This is a genomic window from Mycobacterium sp. NGS29, from assembly GCF_059812965.1.
Map to the genome: position 1 here is coordinate 150,283 of NZ_JCALDR010000002.1, position 16,329 is coordinate 166,611.

The 16,329-nt window shown below is 68.7% G+C and carries 18 protein-coding genes; 13 read left to right on the forward strand and 5 right to left on the reverse strand.

From position 1 onward, the window contains the following. Nucleotides 1-99 precede the first annotated feature (99 nt). On the reverse strand, nucleotides 100-801 hold the full coding sequence (locus AC5Y5Z_RS03090) for a TetR/AcrR family transcriptional regulator (RefSeq protein WP_463825629.1): 702 nt from the start codon (nucleotides 799-801) through the stop codon (nucleotides 100-102). Nucleotides 802-940: 139 nt separating this feature from the next. On the opposite strand from AC5Y5Z_RS03090, the gene AC5Y5Z_RS03095 reads away from it, so the two are divergent. The 6 genes from AC5Y5Z_RS03095 (at nucleotide 941) to deoC (ending at nucleotide 5,107) form a co-directional block, all read left to right on the forward strand. Further along, on the forward strand, nucleotides 941-2,308 hold the full coding sequence (locus tag AC5Y5Z_RS03095) for a DUF445 domain-containing protein (RefSeq protein ID WP_499923668.1): 1,368 nt from the start codon (nucleotides 941-943) through the stop codon (nucleotides 2,306-2,308). 82 nt (nucleotides 2,309-2,390) lie between these two features. Further along, on the forward strand, nucleotides 2,391-2,780 hold the full coding sequence (locus AC5Y5Z_RS03100; protein WP_463825630.1) for a helix-turn-helix domain-containing protein: 390 nt from the start codon (nucleotides 2,391-2,393) through the stop codon (nucleotides 2,778-2,780). Between the two features lie 195 nt (nucleotides 2,781-2,975). After that, a complete protein-coding gene (locus AC5Y5Z_RS03105) occupies nucleotides 2,976-3,656 on the forward strand; it encodes a heparin-binding hemagglutinin (protein ID WP_499923284.1) in 681 nt (226 codons plus the stop codon). Nucleotides 3,657-3,761: 105 nt separating this feature from the next. Then, the gene (locus AC5Y5Z_RS03110) at nucleotides 3,762-4,028 is read left to right on the forward strand and encodes a DUF2516 family protein (protein WP_463825971.1); all 267 of its coding nucleotides are present in this window, start codon (nucleotides 3,762-3,764) and stop codon (nucleotides 4,026-4,028) included. 3 nt (nucleotides 4,029-4,031) lie between these two features. Beyond that, entirely contained in the window at nucleotides 4,032-4,433 is a 402-nt protein-coding gene (locus AC5Y5Z_RS03115; protein WP_463825632.1) for a DUF2599 domain-containing protein, read from the forward strand. Continuing rightward, nucleotides 4,433-5,107, forward strand: a complete 675-nt coding sequence (gene deoC / locus AC5Y5Z_RS03120; RefSeq protein WP_499923287.1) for a deoxyribose-phosphate aldolase — start codon at nucleotides 4,433-4,435, stop codon at nucleotides 5,105-5,107. The genes AC5Y5Z_RS03115 and deoC overlap by 1 nt, the downstream gene beginning before the upstream one ends. A gap of 1 nt (nucleotide 5,108) precedes the next feature. Here the strand turns inward: deoC and AC5Y5Z_RS03125 are convergent, their stop codons facing one another. Genes AC5Y5Z_RS03125 through AC5Y5Z_RS03135 form a run of 3 tightly spaced genes read right to left on the reverse strand, consistent with a single transcriptional unit; the run spans nucleotide 5,109 to nucleotide 7,518 of the window. Continuing rightward, nucleotides 5,109-6,143: an LmeA family phospholipid-binding protein gene (locus AC5Y5Z_RS03125; RefSeq protein ID WP_463825634.1), complete on the reverse strand. Its 1,035-nt coding sequence runs from the start codon at nucleotides 6,141-6,143 to the stop codon at nucleotides 5,109-5,111. Then, nucleotides 6,140-6,958: a carbon-nitrogen hydrolase family protein gene (locus AC5Y5Z_RS03130; RefSeq protein WP_499923289.1), complete on the reverse strand. Its 819-nt coding sequence runs from the start codon at nucleotides 6,956-6,958 to the stop codon at nucleotides 6,140-6,142. The genes AC5Y5Z_RS03125 and AC5Y5Z_RS03130 overlap by 4 nt, the downstream gene beginning before the upstream one ends. 35 nt (nucleotides 6,959-6,993) lie before the next feature. Next, nucleotides 6,994-7,518, reverse strand: a complete 525-nt coding sequence (locus tag AC5Y5Z_RS03135) for a DUF2505 domain-containing protein (protein WP_499923291.1) — start codon at nucleotides 7,516-7,518, stop codon at nucleotides 6,994-6,996. 26 nt (nucleotides 7,519-7,544) lie between these two features. On the opposite strand from AC5Y5Z_RS03135, the gene AC5Y5Z_RS03140 reads away from it, so the two are divergent. Further along, entirely contained in the window at nucleotides 7,545-8,630 is a 1,086-nt protein-coding gene (locus tag AC5Y5Z_RS03140) for a UDP-N-acetylmuramate dehydrogenase (RefSeq protein WP_463825637.1), read from the forward strand. A gap of 72 nt (nucleotides 8,631-8,702) precedes the next feature. Beyond that, nucleotides 8,703-10,061, forward strand: a complete 1,359-nt coding sequence (locus tag AC5Y5Z_RS03145; protein ID WP_463825638.1) for a L,D-transpeptidase — start codon at nucleotides 8,703-8,705, stop codon at nucleotides 10,059-10,061. On the opposite strand, the gene AC5Y5Z_RS03150 is transcribed toward AC5Y5Z_RS03145, so the two are convergent. After that, nucleotides 10,045-10,797: an SDR family NAD(P)-dependent oxidoreductase gene (locus AC5Y5Z_RS03150; RefSeq protein WP_499923292.1), complete on the reverse strand. Its 753-nt coding sequence runs from the start codon at nucleotides 10,795-10,797 to the stop codon at nucleotides 10,045-10,047. The genes AC5Y5Z_RS03145 and AC5Y5Z_RS03150 overlap by 17 nt on opposite strands. A gap of 182 nt (nucleotides 10,798-10,979) precedes the next feature. On the opposite strand from AC5Y5Z_RS03150, the gene AC5Y5Z_RS03155 reads away from it, so the two are divergent. From AC5Y5Z_RS03155 to AC5Y5Z_RS03175, 5 genes are all read left to right on the forward strand, one after another. Beyond that, entirely contained in the window at nucleotides 10,980-12,305 is a 1,326-nt protein-coding gene (locus AC5Y5Z_RS03155) for an ROK family protein (RefSeq protein ID WP_463825640.1), read from the forward strand. Nucleotides 12,306-12,347: 42 nt separating this feature from the next. Beyond that, complete coding sequence (gene mshA, locus AC5Y5Z_RS03160; RefSeq protein WP_463825641.1) at nucleotides 12,348-13,685, forward strand: D-inositol-3-phosphate glycosyltransferase; 1,338 nt, start codon at nucleotides 12,348-12,350, stop codon at nucleotides 13,683-13,685. Next, complete coding sequence (locus AC5Y5Z_RS03165) at nucleotides 13,682-14,188, forward strand: type III secretion system chaperone family protein (protein WP_463825642.1); 507 nt, start codon at nucleotides 13,682-13,684, stop codon at nucleotides 14,186-14,188. The genes mshA and AC5Y5Z_RS03165 overlap by 4 nt, the downstream gene beginning before the upstream one ends. A gap of 13 nt (nucleotides 14,189-14,201) precedes the next feature. After that, nucleotides 14,202-14,957 (forward strand): phosphoglyceromutase, encoded by a 756-nt coding sequence (locus AC5Y5Z_RS03170; protein ID WP_463825643.1) that lies wholly within the window; start codon nucleotides 14,202-14,204, stop codon nucleotides 14,955-14,957. Nucleotides 14,958-15,091: 134 nt separating this feature from the next. After that, on the forward strand, nucleotides 15,092-16,318 hold the full coding sequence (locus AC5Y5Z_RS03175; RefSeq protein WP_463825644.1) for a sensor histidine kinase: 1,227 nt from the start codon (nucleotides 15,092-15,094) through the stop codon (nucleotides 16,316-16,318). Nucleotides 16,319-16,329 lie beyond the last annotated feature (11 nt).

Consider the following 16,329-nt stretch of genomic DNA (forward strand, 5'->3'; position numbering starts at 1 on the left):
CCCGCCCCGATGCATTCCCTGCATGCTAGCCGCTGTCCAGCACCCCGATAGCCCACTGAAGGTAAAGCCGCAGGTGAAGGGGGCTTTACGTGCCCTAACTCACTGGTCCCGGGGCGGCACGATGGGGGATGGATGCGGTTGACCGCGGAACTTCTCCAGTGACCCGCCGGCCTCGACGATCCCGCACAGCGCGCTCCAGCTCAGCATGGTGAGGTAGTCGATCAACTCGTCGCTGCTCATCCGCGGGTCCGACATCCACGAGTGGGTGGCCAGTTGCACGCCGCCGACGATCAGGTAGGCCCACGGCTCCACGCCGCCGACATCCATGCCGACCTCGCGCATCCGGCGGCGCAACATCACCGCGATCATCCGGGCGATGATCCGCTCGGAATCGGCGATCACCTTGCTCTTACTGCCCGAGCTGTTCGCCATCACGAACCCGTACGGTTCGGGTTCGGCGGCCATGGTCTCCACGTACACCCGGATCACCTCGCGGGTCAGCTCGTAGCCGTCCAGATTGGAGGACAGTGCCGCGGCCATGTTGGGGATCAGGGTGGTCTGCGCGAAGCGCATCATCACCGCGGTCGTCAGATCGTTCTTGTCGACGAAGTAGCGGTACAGGACGGTTTTGGACACCCCGATCTCGGCGGCGATCTCGTCCATGCTCAGGAACCGGCTCTGCCGGCGAATCGCCTCGATGGTTCCGTCGACCAGCTCGTTGCGGCGGTCCACTTTGTGTTGGTGCCAGCGCCGCTTGCGACCATCGGTCTTCGCGCTGCGAGCCGGAATTTGCTGTGCCACTTTCGCCGATTCCCAATCGTTTAGTCGCATCGATACTACGGCTTCGGGTGGCGCGTTCGGCGGACATGCCCGCACCTGCGTGAGGGCTCCCACCAGTGTGGGTAACACTAACCGGTGGTCGAGATGGCGCATGATGGTTGTGATGACGCACAGGGCTGATGGTTCGGGCGCAACAGTGGGGACCGGGTTGAGCGCGCGGCCGCCCGAGCCGCGGCCGTCGCGCAACTCGCTGGCGGAATCCTTCGCCGGCGCCGATCAGCAGGCCGATGCCGAACGGCGCACCGCCCTGCGCCGGATGAAGGCGGTCGCGCTGGGCTTCCTGCTCGGCGCCACAGTGGTGTTCCTGCTGTGCCGGTGGGCGAACGTGCACGGTGACGCCCCCGCGTGGGTCGGCTATGTCGGCGCCGCCGCCGAGGCGGGCATGGTGGGCGCCCTGGCGGACTGGTTTGCGGTGACGGCCCTGTTCAAACATCCACTGGGCATTCCGATCCCGCACACCGCGATCATCAAGCGCAAGAAAGACCAGCTCGGCGAGGGTCTGGGCACCTTCGTGCGGGAGAACTTCCTGTCGGCCGAGGTCGTCGAGAACAAGCTGCGCGACGCCCAGGTGCCGAGCCGGCTGGGCAAGTGGCTGGCCGAGCCCGCGCATGCGCAGCGGGTGGCCGCCGAAGCGTCGACGGTGCTGCGCGTGGGAGTGGAGTTGCTGCGCGACGACGACGTCCAGCAGGTGATCGACCGGATGATCGTGCGCCGCATCGCTGAGCCGCAGTGGGGTCCGCCGGTGGGCCGGGTGTTGCAGACGCTGTTGGCCGAGAATCGGCAGGAGGCGCTGATCCAGTTGCTGGCCGATCGGGCTTTTCAGTGGTCGCTGAACGCCGGCGTGGTCATCCAGCGGGTAGTCGAGCGGGATTCCCCGACCTGGTCGCCGCGCTTCGTCGACCATCTGGTCGGCGACCGCATTCACCGGGAGTTGATGGACTTCACCGACAAGGTGCGCCGCAACCCCGATCACGAGTTGCGCCGCTCAGCCACCCGTTTCCTGTTCGAGTTCGCCGACGACCTGCAGAACGATCCCGACACCATCGCTCGTGCCGACGCCGTCAAGGAGCAGTTGATGGCGCGAGAGGAGGTGGCGAACGCTGCCGCGACGGCGTGGGCCACGCTCAAGCGGCTGGTGCTCGAGGGTGTCGACGACCCGTCGAGCACGCTGCGCACCCGGATCGCCGACACGGTGATCCGGATCGGGGAGTCGTTGCGGGACGACGCCGACCTGCGCGACAAGGTCGAGGGGTGGATGGTGCGGGCCGCGCAGCACCTGGTTTCGCAATATGGGGTAGAGATCACAGCGATCATTACCGAGACGATCGAGCGCTGGGACGCCGAGGAGGCCAGCCGGCGCATCGAGCTTCATGTGGGCCGTGACCTGCAGTTTATCCGGATCAACGGGACGGTCGTCGGTGCGCTGGCCGGGTTGGTGATCTACGCCGTCGCGCAGCTGTTGTTCTGAGCGGACGGCCGACCGCTTGCAATTGCAAGCACTCCTTCGTAATCTGGATGGTGTACGTGACCACCCCGATCAAGGAGCAACCATGCCGGCGGAGGAGAAGCTGGGCACCAAAGTGTCCACCAAGGCTTCCGACGTGGCCTCCGACATCGGCAGCTTCATCCGGTCGCAGCGCGAGACGGCACAGGTGTCGATGCGGCAGCTCGCCGAGCGGTCCGGTGTCAGCAATCCCTACCTGAGCCAGGTGGAGCGCGGATTGCGAAAGCCGTCCGCCGACGTACTGCGCCAGATCGCCAAAGCGCTGCGGGTTTCCGCTGAGGTTCTCTATGTGCAGGCCGGGATTCTCGAGCCCCGCGACGCCAGCCAGGTGCGGGACGCGATCGTCACCGACGCGGCCATCACCGAGTCGCAGAAGCAGGCTTTGCTGGATGCATACGCCTCGTTCGTTCAGCAGAACGAAGCCGACCTGGCCTAGCCAACCGAGATCGGTGGGCCGCGACGAACCACTCACAACTTCCCGCCGACCCGACCAACCAGGAGGTTCCAGCAAGCCGCGTGACCGACGTCAATCCGCGGGTCTTGACCACCTCCCCAGCAGGAGCCGCCGCTTGCGCCAACTTCCAAATCAAAACTCAATGCTCTGATATCGCAACAGTGAAAGGAATTAGCAATGGCTGAGAACACCAACAACATCGAAGACCTCCGCGCCCCGCTGCTCGCCGCGCTCGGTGCGGCCGACCTGGCGTTGGCCACCGTGAACGACCTGATCGCCAACCTCCGGGACCGTGCCGAGGAGACCCGCACCAACTTGCGGGACCGTGCCGAGGAAACCCGCAGCAACCTGCGCGAGCGCGCCGAGGAGACCCGGACCGACACCCGCAGCCGGGTCGAGGAGAGCCGCGCCCGCCTGTCCAAGCTGCAGGAGGACCTGCCCGAGCAGCTGACCGAGCTGCGTGACCGCTTCACCGCCGAAGAGCTGCGTAAGGCAGCCGAGGGCTACCTGGAAGCCGCCACGACCCGCTACAACGAGCTGGTCGAGCGTGGCGAGGCAGCGCTGGGCCGGCTGCGCAGCCAGTCCGCCTTCGAGGACGCCTCCGCGCGGGCCGAGGGTTACGTGGACCAGGCGGTCGAGCTGACCCAGGAGGCGCTGGGCACCGTGGCGACCCAGACCCGCGCGGTCGGTGAGCGGGCGGCCAAGCTGGTCGGCATCGAGCTGCCCAAGAAGGCCGAAGAGGCTGCCGTCCCGGTGAAGAAGGCCGCGCCGGCCAAGAAGGCTCCCGGCAAGAAGGCCGTTCCGGCCAAGAAGGCTCCCGCCAAGAAGGCCCCGGCCAAGAAGGTCACCCAGAAGTAGTCCGTCCGGGAACCGCACGAACAACTCGACTCCGAGTCGCCCTCGCCTGGGGTGACTCGGAGTCGACGTTTTCCAGGCACCCCGCATAGGCTGGTGGACGTGCACATGGTGAACCTCATCCTGATCGTTCTGAGTATCGCTGTCGCCCTGACCGCGGTTTATGCCTTTGTGCACGCGGCTTTGCAGAGGTCGGACGCTTATATCGCCGCCGAGAAGCTGACCAAGCCGGTGTGGTTGGTGATCCTTGGCCTCAGTGCGCTGCTCAGCTATTTCCTGGGCATCATGGGGACGGTGCTGGCCGCGGTCGCCACCGGCGTCTACCTGGCCGACGTGCGGCCCAAGCTGCTCGAAGTGCAGGGCAAGTCGCACTAGCGGATGAAAATCCTGATCGTCGCGCCGGCGGCGGCGCTGCTGTCGCTGACCGGCGCGGGTCCCGCAGGCGCCGCACCGGTGAATCCGCCGCCCTACATCGACCACACCGAATGGGTGTCCTGGGGACCTGCCAGCCTGCGCGTCTATCCGACGCCGTCGGGTCGTGCCGCGGCCCGCGCCTCGGATCTGCCCGCCGCCGGTCAGGCCTGGGCAGAGGTGCTGGCGCGCTCGCCGCAGGCCGACACCCCCGGGATGCGCGCCCAGTTCGACTGCCACTGGCAGTTCGCCGAACTCGCCCGGCCCGGCAAGACCAGCTGGAATCTGGAGCCGTGGCGACCGGTGGTCGACGACGCGGCCATGGTCGCGGCGGCGTGCAATCCCGGCGGACAGGAGGAACCGTTCTGATGCCCAGCCCGCCGACCCGCAGCCGGCTCGCTGCACTGGTGGACCACACCCTGCTCAAACCCGAGGCGACCCCCGCCGACGTCGCCGCGCTCGTCGCAGAAGGCGCCGAGCTGGGCGTCTACGCCGTGTGCGTCTCCCCGACGTTGGTGCCGGCTGCGGTGCGCGCCGGCGGCGTGCGAGTCGCCGCGGTGGCCGGCTTCCCGTCGGGCAAGCATCTGGGCGCAGTCAAGGCGCAGGAGGCGGTCGCAGCCCTGGACGCCGGCGCCACCGAGATCGACATGGTCATCGACGTCGGTGCGGCCCTGACCGGCGACTTCGATGCGGTGCGTGCCGATATCGCGACCGTGCGGGCGGCCGCCGTCGACGCCGTGCTGAAGGTGATCGTGGAATCGGCCGTGCTGCTGGGCAGCGCGGACGAGGGCGCGTTGACGGCCGTCTGCCGGGCGGCCGAAGATGCCGGCGCCGACTTCGTCAAAACGTCGACCGGGTTCCATCCGGCCGGCGGGGCGACGGTGCGTGCCGTCGAGGTGATGAGCGCCGCGGTCGGCGGGCGCCTCGGAGTCAAGGCCAGCGGCGGCATCCGCACCGCCGCCGACGCGATTGCGCTGCTCGACGCCGGCGCCACCCGCCTCGGGCTGTCCGGCACCCGGGCGGTGCTCGACGGGCTGGGTTAACTCACAGGTCGGCGAAGCAGGGATCGGTCTCGCCGGCGGGAATGGTGGCGTTGCGCGACGAAAAGTGGACGATCACGCCGCTGTCCGTGACGTCCACACTGTCGGCCTTGATTCCCAGCGGAAGTTTCGTGGTGAAGTCGGACGTGTATTCGTCGAGCGATGATTGCACCGACTCTTTGGGCAGCTTGAAGCCCAGCGCATTGAAACTTACGATGTCCAGTTTCAACCCGCCGTTGGACACCGTCGGCTTGGCGACGATGTCGTTGAGGGTGCCCTTCAATTCGACCGTTTTGTCGTTGGGATGAGTGGTCACGCTGCGGGTGACGAACTCGCCCACCGCCGGGATCGCGTTCTGCACCGTTTCCTTGATGCCCTCGGAGGTCCAGGTGACGGTGGCGTCGATCGCGCCGATGGTGCCCTTGGAATCGGGCGTGCTGTCGAGCTTGACGTCTCTGATGTCGATCTGCAGCTTCATGCCCTTGGCATCTTTGATCTGATTGCCGGCCGTCTCGATCGAGATGTTGGTGTAGTGGTCGGTGAGCACCTGCCAGGTGACCAGCGGGGTCACTCCGAACGACGCGGTGGCCTGGTCCTGGACCTTGCAGGCCGTCGCCGCGGCGATCTTGTTGTTCGCTTTGTTACGCACAATCAGTTCGACGAGGATGCCGCCGGCCACCACCAGCGCCAGCACGATGATCAGCACCAGCACGATCGACAGCGGGTCGCGCAACGACCGCTTCTTCTTTTTGACCTCGGCCGGCCCGTCCGTCGGGGTGGCGGTCGGGGTCGCCTGGCCGGCCGTCGGACCGGGCGGCTGCGGCTGGTTGAGCCGGCGCGTACTGGCGTTGCCCAGCGCGAAGTTCTCGGTCGGCTGCGACGACGGTGGGGGATTCTGCGGTCCGCCGCGGGGATCGCCGGACTGCGGCCTCCCGCCGTAGGGGCTGCCCGGTGCCGGGGGTCGGCCGAGCGGTCCCTGGTCGCCCGGACGCGCCCAACCCGACGGGCCGTCGTTGCGTGGTCCCTGCGGAGTCGTCACTCCCGAGATTCTGCCCTATCGAGGGCCGCAAAGTCTGCCCGGTTGTGCAGGACAGCGATCTTCTGCCGGGCCGTGGCCACCGTGTCGAGATCGAGGTCGGCGACCAGCAGTTCCGGTTCGGCGCCCGCCGAGGCCACCACCGCGCCGAACGGAGAGGCCACCAGGCTGCCGCCGACGCCGGTCGGGGCGCCCGAACCGCCGGCGCCGTCACCCGGGTCGGCCTGGCCGGCGGCGGCGATATAACAGGTCGAATCCACCGCGCGGGCCCGCGTCAGCAGCGTCCACTGCTCGAGTTTGCCCGGGCCCGATCCCCAGGACGCGCACACCACGATCAGCTGGGCGCCGCGGTCGGCGAGGTCGGTGTAGAGCGCCGGAAACCGGACGTCGTAGCACGTCGTCAAACCCACGCCGACGCCGTCGACGGTGATCACCACCGGTTGCTGGCCGGGCGCGACGGTGCGTGATTCGGTGAAGCCGAACGCGTCGTAAAGGTGGATTTTGTCGTAGCGGGCGTCGGTGCCCGGCCCGGCCGCGATCAGTGTGTTCATCACCCTGCCGTCGCCGGACGGGGCGAACATCCCGGCGACCACGGTGATGCCGGCGCTCGCCGCGATCCGGCGGACCCCGTCGGCCCAGGGGCCGTCCAGCGGCTCAGCAACCGGTTTCAGTGACACCCCGAACCGGCACATGGTCGCCTCGGGGAACACCACCAGCGTCGCGCCCGCATCGGCGGCCCGCTCGGTGTACTCGCGCACCAGCTGCAGATTCTCCGTCGGGTCGGTGCCGCTGAGAATCTGGGCCAGTGCGATGCGCATGGCCGCGAGTTTAGTTCCGGGCGCCCGGCGGGCGACTACGCGCTTTTCGCGATCCAATCCGTGGTGTAGCGCTGCTCGATATTGATCAGCTCCGCCAACTGGGTGCCGATCAGCCGCTCCAGCTTGCCGCCGATCAACGGCACCCGCACCTGCATGGACACCTGCACGGACATGCGGGAGCCGCGGGTGTCGGGGGCGGGCGCCAGGACCGCCGTGCCCCACACGTTCACCGGGGCGCCGACCACCAGGGCCGCGATCGACGCGGTGGCAACCCGGTTGTTGATCGGAGTCCACGTCTCCTCGCGCCGCACCGACAGATCACCCCGAAGCAGCTGTGTGATCAGGGCGGGCAGGTTCTCGTTCAGCACCGTCTGCACCGTGACCACCTCGATGGTGCCGGTGTCGCCGGACTCCCCGCCGATCCGCAGGGATTCCAGGGTGGCGATGTCGACCGGCGTTTCAGCCAGCCGGCCCAGCCAGTAGGCCTCCTGGTAGAAGGCCCGGTGAACTTCTTCGACGCTGCCCTCGTAGTCGGCCGACATGTCGAATGAACGCGGCATAGCTGCCCAGGCTACCGTTACCAGCGATGAATTCGGCCGATTCCGGTGCGCTGTTCGCCGGTGCGCGCGTCGCCGAATCGGTCCCGCTGGCGCCGCTGACCACCTTGCGGGTGGGGCCGGTGGCGCGGCGCGTCATCACCTGCGTCAGCAGCGATCAGGTCATCGCGGTACTGCACCGGCTCGACACGTCGGGCGGCGGTCCGGTGCTGGTGCTTGCCGGCGGTTCCAATGTGGTGATCGGCGACGCGGTCGCCGACCTGACCGTGGTGCGGCTGGCCAACGACGGCGTTGTCGTCGACGGGCACCTGGTTCGCGCGCAGGCCGGCGCGGTGTGGGATGACGTGGTGCGGCGATCCATCGAGGCAGGTCTGGGGGGGTTGGAATGCCTGTCGGGCATCCCGGGCTCGGCGGGGGCCACCCCGGTACAGAACGTCGGCGCGTACGGGGTGGAGGTGTCCGACACGATCACCCGGGTCCGGCTGCTGGATCGCGGCAGCGGCGAGGCCCGCTGGGTACCTGCCGATGAACTCGGATTCGGCTACCGCAGCAGCGTGCTCAAGCGCGCCGACGGCCTCGACGTGCCGGCGGTGGTCCTGGAGGTGGAGTTCGCGCTCGATCCCGCGGGACGCAGCGCGCCGTTGCGGTACGGGGAGCTGATTGCGGCCCTGCGCACCCAGCCCGGCGAACGCGGCGATCCGCCGGCGGTCCGTGCCGCGGTGCTGGCGCTGCGCGCCCGCAAAGGCATGGTGCTCGACGCGGCCGATCACGACACCTGGAGCGTGGGGTCGTTCTTCACCAATCCGGTGGTCGAGCCGCGGGACTACGCACGGCTGGCCGCTGCGAGCGACACCCCGGTGCCGCACTATCCGGCGCCGGACGGCGTGAAGCTGGCCGCGGGTTGGCTGGTTGAGCAGGCCGGATTCAGCAAAGGCTATCCGGGGGCCGAAGCGCCGTGCCGGCTCTCCACCAAGCATGCGTTGGCGTTGACCAACCGGGGCGGCGCCACCGCGGAAGACGTGATGGTAGTGGCCCGCGCCGTTCGGGACGGGGTGCGTGATGTGTTTGGTATCACACTGAAACCCGAACCTGTCCTGGTCGGTTGCGTTTTGTAACTGCTACTTTCGTGCACAGTTCCCCCGCCGCGCGTTGTTGCGGTGGGGCCACCTGTGTTTCGCCCGGTATCTTTGGATCTCGTGACGTCGTCCAGCAACCCCGCCAAGCCGGGGCCGATCAATCGCCGCATGGCGTTGGCGGCCCTCGGGCTCGGCGTGCTGGCGCCCAGCGCGCTGGCAGCCTGCGGGGGCAAGGTCACCAATCCTCAGGCCGAGCGCAAGGCGCCGCCGTCGGCGCGGCTGAACTTCCAGCCCGCTGATGCCGCGCAGGACGTGGTGCCGGTCGCACCGATCAGCGTGCAGGTCAGTGACGGTTGGTTTCAGCGGGTGGCGCTGACGAACTCGGCCGGTAAGCCGGTCGCCGGCACCTTCAACCAGGACCGCACCGTCTTCATGACCACCGAGCCGCTGGGTTACGACTCCTCCTACTCCTGGACCGGGTCGGCGGTCGGCCACGACGGCAAGGCGGTCCCGGTGGCGGGCAAGTTCACCACCGTGTCGCCGAAGAAGAAGATCGACGGCGGATTCCAGCTCGCCGACGGGCAGACCGTCGGCATCGCGGCGCCGGTGATCATCCAGTTCGACGCGCCCATCAGCGACAAGGCCACCGTCGAGCGCGCCCTGAAGGTGACCACCAATCCGCCGGTCGAAGGCAGCTGGGCATGGCTGCCCGACGAGGCCAAGGGCGCTCGCGTGCACTACCGGCCGCGTGAGTACTACCCGGCGGGCACCACCGTCAACGTCGAGGCAAAGCTCTACGGCCTGCCGTTCGGCGACGGCGCGTACGGCGCCCAGGACTTCTCGTTGAACATCCAGATCGGACGCCGCCAGGTGGTCAAGGCCGAGGTGTCCTCGCACCGTATCCAGGTGGTCACCGACGCCGGCGTCATCATGGATTTCCCGTGCAGCTACGGCGAGGCGGACAAGGCCCGCAACGTCACCCGCAACGGCATCCACGTCGTGACCGAGAAGTACGCCGACTTCTATATGTCCAACCCGGCCGCCGGCTACAGCAACGTGCACGAGCGGTGGGCGGTGCGGATCTCCAACAACGGCGAGTTCATCCACGCCAACCCGTCCAGCGCCGGCGCGCAGGGCAACAGCAACGTCACCAACGGCTGCATCAACCTGTCGACGTCGGACGCCGCCGAGTATTTCCCGACGGCGATGTACGGCGACCCGGTCGAGGTCACCGGCAGCTCGATCCAGCTTTCCTACGCCGACGGCGACATCTGGGACTGGGCTGTGGACTGGGACACCTGGGTGGGCATGTCGGCGCTGCCGCCGCCGGCAGCGCGTCCGCCGGGCTCCCAGATCCCGGTCACCGCACCCGCCACGCCGTCCACCGCGCCCAGCCTGTCGGGCACGCCCACGACGACGACCACGACGACGACCACGACGACGGCGCCCGGCTCTAGGCCAGGTGGTTGAACCTTCGCGTCGCCGACGCCTGGTCGCGCGGCCGGATGATGATCTGGTCCAGGTTCACATGCGACGGACGGGACGCGACGAACCCGATGACCTCGGCGACGTCGGCCGCCACCAGCGGGGTCATGCCGGCGTAGACGGCGTCGGCGCGGTCCTGATCCCCGTCGAACCGGACCAGCGAAAACTCGGTTTCCACCGCACCGGGGGCGATCTCGGTCAGTCGCACCGGCTTGCCCAGCAGTTCGCCGCGCAGCGTACGGTGCAGCGCCCCTTGGGCGTGTTTGGCGGCGGTGTAACCGGCGCCGCCGTCGTAAATCTCAAGTGCGGCAATCGAAGTCACGGTGACGATCAGGCCGTCGCCGGACTCGATGAGTTTGGGTAACAGAGCGCGGATCAACCGCAACGTGCCCAGCACGTTGGTCTCCCACATCCAGCGCCAGTGCTCCAGGTCGGCCTCGGCCACCGGCGCCAGCCCCTTTGCGCCCCCGGCATTGTTGACCAGCACGTCCACTCGGTCCAGGCCCCGGGCCAGCGCCGCGACGTCGGCGTCGCGTGTGACGTCTGCCACCACGGCGGTGCCGCCGAGTTCGGCGGCCAGGGCATGCACGCGATCTGCCCGGCGTGCCACCGGCACTACGTGAAAGCCTTGTGCAGCAAGGGTTCTGGTGGTGGCCTCGCCGATTCCGGAGCTGGCTCCGGTGATCACCGCGACGCGCTGGCCTGGGTCGGGGACAGTCATCGAGACAACTCTAATAAACGGTGCTAAGTTTTCGGTGTGCACCAAAGCGTCTTGTTCCGCACCGCGGCCGCGTGTTTCTACGCGGGCGCGTGTTGTTGTCGCGCAACTCGCCGCGCCTGAACTGACGCAAGTCACGGGTGTGGCCAGGGACCCGGCCATCGCAACTCGGACAAGGACTGCCAGTGCACTCGACTACTTTCACCCACCAATCCCATCGCCGCGGGCGTATCGCCGGCCCGGCCGGACCGCTGCGCTCGTATCGTCAGGTGGTGCCCCCAGCGCTGCACCTGTCCGACTCCGCGGCGGCGTCGGTGTTCCGGGCGGTGCGACTGCGCGGACCGGTCGGCCGCGACGTCATCGCCAACGTCACCTCGCTGAGCATCGCCACGGTGAACCGCCAGGTGATCGCGCTGCTGGACGCCGGGCTGCTACGGGAACGCGCCGACCTGGCCGTGTCCGGGGCGATCGGACGTCCGCGGGTGCCGGTGGAGGTCAACCACGAGCCGTTCGTGACGTTGGGCATCCACATCGGTGCCCGGACCACCAGCATCGTGGCCACCGATCTGTTCGGCCGCACCCTGGACACCGTCGAGACCCCCACCCCGCTCAGCGCCGCCGGCCCCGCTCTCACCACGCTGGCGCACAGCGCCCGCCGCTATCTGCAGCGTTGGCACCGTCGTCGGGCCCTGTGGGTCGGTGTGGCGATCGGCGGGACCGTCGACAACGCCAGCGGTCTGGTGGACCACCACCGGCTGGGCTGGCGTCAGGCCCCGGTCGGGCCGGTGCTGGCTGACGCGCTGGGACTGCCGGTGTCGGTGGCCTCGCACGTCGACGCCATGGCCGGCGCCGAGCTGCTGCTGGGCATGCGGCGGTTTGCGGCCAACTCCTCGACCAGCCTGTACGTCTACGCCCGGGAGACGGTCGGGTACGCGCTGGTGATCGACGGGCGGGTGCACTGCCCCACCAGCGGCCCGGGCACCATCGCGCCGTTGCCGGTGCAATCGGAGTTGCTGGGCGGTTCGGGACAATTGGAGTCCACGGTCAGTGACGAGGCGGTGCTGGCAGCTGCCCGCACGCTGCGAATCCTGCCCGGCGTGGCCCCGGCGAACCGCACCGGCGCCTCGAGCGCCGCGATGGCGGACCTGTTGCGGGTAGCGCGCAACGGCAACCAGCAGGCCCGCGAGCTGCTGGGGGAGCGGGCCAAGGTGCTCGGCGAGGCCGTCGCCCTGCTGCGCGACCTGCTCAATCCCGACGAGGTGGTGGTCGGCGGCCAGGCTTTCACCGAGTACCCCGAGGGCATGGCGCAGGTGGAGGAAGCGTTCGCGGCCCGGTCGGTGCTCGCCCCGCGCGACATCCGCGTCACCGCGTTCGGCAACCGGGTGCAGGAAGCGGGGGCGGGAATCGTGTCGCTGGACGGGCTCTACGCCGACCCGCTGGGCGCGATGCGCAGGTCGGGGGCCTTGACCACCCAGTTGCCGGACGCCGAGCCCGAGGCGATCGCCAAGTAGCGCCACCGGGTCCGCGCGATCGCGTCCTGTAAAGATGAAGGGGTGCGGTACCCAGTTGTTCGCGACGACGAGAGCGCGCTGACCCGCGTCGCCCTGCTGGCGGTGCACACCTCGCCGCTGGCCCAGCCGGGCACCGGCGACGCCGGTGGGATGAACGTCTACGTACTGCAGACCGCGTTGCACCTGGCCCGCCGCGGCGTCGAGGTGGAGATCTTCACCAGGGCCACCGCGTCCGCGGACCCGCCGATCGTGCGGGTGGAACCGGGGGTGCTGGTGCGCAACGTGGTGGCCGGGCCGTTCGAAGGGCTGGACAAGTACGACCTGCCGACCCAGCTGTGTGCGTTCGCCGCCGGGGTGTTGCGCGCCGAGGCTGCCCACGAACCGGGTTACTACGACCTGGTGCATTCGCACTACTGGCTGTCCGGTCAGGTCGGTTGGCTGGCGCGCGACCGCTGGGCCGTTCCGCTGGTGCACACCGCGCACACCCTGGCCGCGGTCAAGAACGCCGCGCTGGCCGACGGCGACGCGGCCGAGCCGCCGCTGCGGACGGTGGGTGAGCAGCAGGTCGTGGACGAGGCGGACCGGCTCATCGTGAATACCGATGATGAAGCGCGCCAACTGATTTCACTGCACCATGCCGATCCGGCACGCATCGACGTGGTGCACCCCGGGGTCGATCTGGAGGTGTTCCGGCCGGGTGACCGGGCGGCGGCCCGCAGCGCCCTCGGGCTCGCCCCGCACGAGCCGGTGGTGGCCTTCGTCGGGCGTATCCAGCCGTTGAAGGCCCCCGACATCGTGTTGCGGGCGGCGGCGCGGCTGCCGGGGGTGCGCATCGTGGTCGCCGGTGGACCGTCGGGCAGCGGCCTGGCGTCACCGGACGGTTTGGCGCGACTGGCCGGCGAACTGGGTATCGCCCAGCGGGTGACGTTCCTGCCGCCGCAGTCCCGCACGGATCTGGCCCGGTTGTTCCACGCCGCGGATCTCGTTGCGATACCCAGTTATTCGGAATCCTTCGGGTTGGTCGCGATCGAGGCCCAGGCCTGCGGCACGCCGGTGGTGGCGGCCGCGGTCGGCGGACTGCCGGTCGCGGTGCGCGACGGCATCACCGGCACCCTGGTGTCCGGCCACGACGTCGGGCAGTGGGCTGATGCCATCGATCACCTGCTGCGGATCGGTGCCGGCCCGCAGGGGTGGGCGATGAGCCGGGCCGCGGTCCAGCACGCGGGCACGTTCTCCTGGGAGCACACCACCGACGCGTTGCTGCGGAGCTACCGGCGTGCGATCGGCGGCTTCACCGCCGAGCGTCAGCGTCGGCGCCGCGATCTGGTTGCCAAGCGCAGGCCGCGGCGCTGGACGGCCCGCCGCGGGGTGGGCGCATGACCGCGCAGGTGCAGCGGCTGATCGAGGATGCGTTGCAGGCCAGCGATCTGACGTACTCGGCGCACGCCGGCGCGCACGGCGGGCTGCCCGGGCTCATCGTGGAACTCCCCGGCGAGCGCAGGCTCAAGACCAACACCATCCTGAGCATCGGCGAGCATTCGGTGCGGGTCGAGGCCTTCGTGTGCCGCAAGCCCGACGAAAACCACGAGGGTGTCTACCGGTTCCTGCTCAAGCGCAACCGTCGGCTCTACGGCGTCGCCTACACGATCGACAATGTCGGCGACATCTACCTGGTCGGTCGGATGTCGCTGGCGTCGGTCGACGCCGACGAGATCGACCGGGTGCTCGGGCAGGTGCTGGAGGCGGTGGATTCGGACTTCAACACGTTGCTGGAGTTGGGTTTTCGCACGTCGATCCAGAAAGAATGGGAGTGGCGGGTCTCGCGCGGGGAGTCGCTGAAGAACCTCAAGGCGTTCGCGCACCTGATCGACGACGACGCGTGAGAGACTTTGCGGCATGGGAGACACTGCCACTCTGGTGCTGCTGCGGCACGGCGAGAGCGAATGGAATGCCCGCAATCTGTTCACCGGCTGGGTTGACGTCGGGCTGACCGAGAAGGGCCGGGCCGAGGCGGTCCGCGGCGGCGAGCTGCTGGCCGAACAGGACCTGCTGCCCGACGTGCTCTACACCTCGTTGTTGCGCCGCGCGATCAGCACCGCGCACCTGGCCCTGGACGCGGCCGACCGGCTGTGGATCCCGGTGCATCGCAGCTGGCGGCTCAACGAACGCCATTACGGGGCGCTGCAGGGGCTGGACAAGGCCAAGACGAAAGAGAAGTACGGCGAGGAGCAGTTCATGGCGTGGCGGCGCAGCTACGACACCCCGCCGCCGGAGATCGAGAAGGGCAGCGAGTTCAGCCAGGACGCCGACCCGCGCTACGCCAACATCGGTGGCGGGCCGCTGACCGAGTGCCTGGCCGACGTCGTCGACCGGTTTCTGCCGTACTTCACCGACGTGATCGTCCCGGACCTGCGGACCGGCAAGACGGTGCTGATCGCCGCGCACGGCAACTCGCTGCGGGCCCTGGTCAAGTACCTGGATCAGATGTCCGACGAGGACGTGGTCGGATTGAACATCCCGACCGGCGTTCCGTTGCGTTACGACCTGGACGCCGACCTGCGGCCGACGGTTGCCGGCGGCACCTACCTGGATCCCGAAGCGGCCGAGGCCGGTGCCGCCGCGGTGGCCGGTCAGGGTGCGTCGAAGGGCTGAATCCGGCCGGTAAAGAACAGCTTGCTGAACATCGCGTAAACGCGAGCGGAACACCTGCGCCGAAGCATGTGACTTGTCTGGTTTTAGCCGCGCTCCGCTAGGGCGCCGTTCACCTGATTTGTAGGATTTGGGCTGTGACTGTGTTCTCGGCACTGTTGCTGGCCGGGGTCTTGTCCGCGCTGGCCCTGGCCGTCGGTGTCGCGGTCGGCTTCCGGCTGGCGCGGCGGGTGCGGCAGCCCAGCCAGCAGCCCGCCGAGTGGACGGGTATCACCGTCGCGCAGATGCTGCAGCGAATCGTGGCACTGATGCCGATGGGTGCTGCGGTGGTGGATACCCACCGCGACGTCGTCTATCTGAACGACCGGGCCCGCGAGCTCGGTCTGGTCCGCGACCGCCAGCTCGACGACGACGCCTGGAAGGCCGCCAAGCAGGCCCTGGGTGGCGATGACGTCGAATTCGACTTGGCCACCGACAAGCGCGCAGGTGCCAAGTCTGGACTGTGCGTGCACGGCCACGCCCGGTTGCTCAGCGAGCAGGACCGCCGCTTCGCGGTGGTCTTCGTCCTGGACCAGTCCGACTACGCCCGGATGGAGGCCACCCGGCGGGACTTCGTTGCCAACGTCAGCCACGAACTCAAGACCCCGGTCGGAGCCATGACCCTGCTCGCCGAGGCGCTGCTGGCGTCCGCGGACGACACCGAGACGGTCCGACGGTTTGCCGAAAAGGTGCTCATCGAGGCCAACCGGTTGGGTGACATGGTCGCCGAACTGATCGAGCTGTCCCGGCTGCAGGGTGCCGAGCGACTGACGAACGAGACCGACGTCGACATCGATGCCGTTGTCTCCGAGGCGATCTCACGCCACAAGGTGGCCGCCGACAATGCCGACATCGAAGTTCGCACCGACGCGGCCAGTGGGCTGCAGGTGGTGGGGGACCAGACGCTGCTGGTGACCGCGCTGGCCAATCTGGTGTCCAATGCGATCGCCTATTCGCCGCGGGGGTCGCTGGTCTCGATCAGTCGCCGCCGGCGCGGTGACAACGTCGAGATCGCGGTCACCGACCGGGGCATCGGGATCGCGCTGGAGGATCAGGAGCGGGTTTTCGAGCGGTTCTTCCGTGGCGACAAAGCGCGGTCGCGCGCCACCGGGGGGAGCGGGCTGGGACTTGCCATTGTCAAGCACGTCGCAGCCAACCACGGCGGCAGCATCGGCGTCTGGAGCAAGCCGGGGACCGGATCGACATTCACGCTGTCGATCCCGGCGTCCGAATCCGCCGCGGTGAACACCCAGGACAAGGTGAAGCCGCTGGGCCGGGACCTGAGGCCGGGCAGAGCACAACGAGAGGAAGAGCTGAGTCGATGACCCGCGGTTAC